We start from the raw sequence: 2,626 nt of genomic DNA, 5'->3' as shown, positions 1-2,626 counted from the left end.
CCTGAAACGCGCCATTTGGCCGCTGCGGAGCGATCAGCTCCCCCTGGCCGGGCTTCCGCTCAGGGTCACGAGCGTCGCCCTCTGCAACACTCGGCGGTCCGTCAACTTCCGCTATGCCCCGTTCGCGACCGAGGTCTTGTGGCGGCGCAACACGTCGCTCAGGGCCACTTACGGACATCAAGCGGTAGCGGGCTGGCTGGCTGAAACCGGGTCAATTCAGTTTGGTGCCGTGATCCGTTACAGAGTCGAGAAAGCTCCCGACCTCGCGGTTAAGAAACTCGACATCGGCCGGAAGTCCGCCGCCGGCCGAGGCATGCCCGGTTATTGTGTCAGGCGAAATCGTCGCGACACGCACATCCTTGATGGCGAGCGCAGCCGACTGCGGCTCGAACTCAGGATTAAGCAAGTCCTTCGTACCAGTGAGAATTAGGGTTTTTGCCTTTATAGAGCCGAGCGCTTTCTCGGTGTCGCCATCAAAGCCCGGCGTCGTGCCAACATCGTGCCTTTCGTAAGCCCAAGTCTGGTAGATCCAATCATTCGCATCGAACGCTTTCATCACCGCATCTTCCTGCTGAACCATCCATGGCAGAACATCAGTCCCGTTCTTAAACTGCGCTTGATACATGTCGGGCGTGCGCGCGGCCAAAAGATTGAGAATGTCTCGCCACAGCCTTACTCCCTTTTCGGGGATCGCGGTGTAGTTCCCGCCATTCCATGCCGGATCAAGCATGATGGCCCGACGGGTGGTCTCTAAGACAGCAACAGTCCATGCCGGCGTTTTGGCGAGTGGCACCATGGCGACAAGGCTATCCATCATCTCAGGGTGACTGACGCCCCACTGCAGAACCTGCATGCCGCCCATCGATGGTCCAACGACGGCGACCACATGGTCGATTGCGAATTTCTCTTTCAGCAAACGGTACTGTGATTCGACCATGTCGCGGATCGTGAATTTTGGAAACGACATCCGCGGCTGCGCCGTTGAATTGCTCGGTGATGTCGTCAATCCATTGGAAATGGCATCGGTCGTAATGATGAAATACTTGTTGGGATCGAGGGACTTGCCCGGTCCGATCATGAAATCAATGCGGTGATGATTACCGCCGATCGCCGTAACAACGAGGATCGCGTTCGACTTCTTGGCGTTTAGCGTTCCGTGAGTGACGTAGGAGATTGAAAAGTCCCTGATGACCTCACCGCTTTCCAGCTTGAGGTTGCCTTCGCTGAATAGTTGATGCGGTGGCTGGCTCGGAGTGTGAGCCGGCGTGGCCGTTGTGACAAAGAGCAGGGCAATTCCCATCACTACGGCAAAGCGCGACATAGGTCCCTCCCGGATATGATTACGTTGTGAAACTCCTAGACGCACGGACCGCGGGCAGACGCGCCTGACCTATTCGTTCAGGAATTTCAGGATTTCTTCGAAGAATTGCGTGCGGTTCTTCTCGAAGAGAACAAAATGCGTGGCGTTCTTGATCAAGACATTCCGCTTCGTCGGAGCGTGAACGAGCGCACGCATCAAACCTTCGCGGTCCTCCTGAAACGACCAGGTATCGAAATCGCCGCCGATCACCAGGGTGGGCGCGTAGATGTTGGCAGCGTTCCACAGGGGCCTGCCCGTCGCCTGATAAAACGAGTCTTCCAGGACGCCATTTGGCGCGCGAAGGCTGGGGGGCGTTCGGCTGTTGCTCGTCGGATCGGTCGCCAAACACTCGTTCCAAAATGCCGCAGGTAACGCTGGATCGCGGTACTCGTCCTTGTTTTCGACCGGAATTTCGCCGTTCCAGCGCGCCGTATTGGCCGCTTCAGAGGCCACGCGATACGCTCCTAGTGCGAAATTGAACTCCGTCGGCTTTCGCTTATTCTGCAGTCCGCCGCCTGGACCAAGATTCGTGTGATCGTTGAAGTTATAGAGCGGCGCGTACATCACCAGTTTCTGCACATTCTCGGAGTGGAGCGAAGCATAATAGCCCGCCATCATGGCTCCCCACGACCAGCCAATCAGCGCTACCTTCTGCACGTTCCGAGTGCGTTTTATATGATTGACCATCGCTTCGATGTCGCGCAGCGCGAGATACGAGCGCGTGACGGGTTGGTTTTTGGCGGGCGGCTCGTCCATCGCGGCCTCGCGTGTCGACCCGCCATAATTTCGATAGTCGCCCATGTAGACGACGTAGCCGCGCCTCACGAGCCAATCGGCCCAGGAATAGTCCTTATATTGGAGATCAAAATCGCAAGTTGACGGGCCGGTTGCGCCGTGCAGAAAAAGAACGATGTTGTCGTTGGCAAACCGCGTGTTGCCTTGCGCCATTTTTTCGCGAATGAAGATCTTGATCCCCGGATCAAGCCCGTCGATCTGCATATCATTTTTGACAACAGCCGCCTGCTGGGCAGAGGCAGGTGCAGCGCAGATAAGTCCAGCCAACAACGCGACAATTGTTTTTTTCATATTATCCCTCCCTCTTTCCTTCTTGATATCAACCTGCATCCAGTGCTGATATTCCAGTTGGTGCATCGCACCATGGCTGAACATTGCGCTGTTGAGGGCAGATCGGGTGCAGGTCGCCTATGGGTCACGAGCGTCGCCCTCTGCAACACTCGGCTGTCCGTCAACTTCCGCTTCTGTAAC

The 2,626-nt window shown here is 56.4% G+C and carries 2 protein-coding genes; both read right to left on the bottom strand.

Features of this window, described 5'->3' with window-relative positions; all coding sequences use genetic code 11:
* Positions 1-211: 211 nt before the first annotated feature.
* Entirely contained in the window at positions 212-1,321 is a 1,110-nt protein-coding gene (locus tag ACFFWD_RS17220; protein WP_376967162.1) for an alpha/beta fold hydrolase, read from the bottom strand.
* Positions 1,322-1,390: 69 nt separating this feature from the next.
* The gene (locus ACFFWD_RS17215) at positions 1,391-2,530 is read right to left on the bottom strand and encodes an alpha/beta hydrolase (RefSeq protein ID WP_376967160.1); all 1,140 of its coding nucleotides are present in this window, start codon (positions 2,528-2,530) and stop codon (positions 1,391-1,393) included.
* Positions 2,531-2,626: the final 96 nt, after the last annotated feature.

The sequence above is a fragment of the Bradyrhizobium erythrophlei genome (assembly GCF_042430365.1).
GTDB lineage: Bacteria > Pseudomonadota > Alphaproteobacteria > Rhizobiales > Xanthobacteraceae > Bradyrhizobium > Bradyrhizobium erythrophlei.
Note: the sequence above shows the minus strand (reverse complement) of the source record. Positions and strands in the feature narration are given on the sequence as shown.

Coding starts and splice junctions, on each gene's coding strand:
- ACFFWD_RS17215 (WP_376967160.1), bottom strand. CDS start 2,530: ATGTTCAGCCATGGTGCGATGCACCAACTGGAATATCAGCACTGGATG.
- ACFFWD_RS17220 (WP_376967162.1), bottom strand. CDS start 1,321: ATGTCGCGCTTTGCCGTAGTGATGGGAATTGCCCTGCTCTTTGTCACA.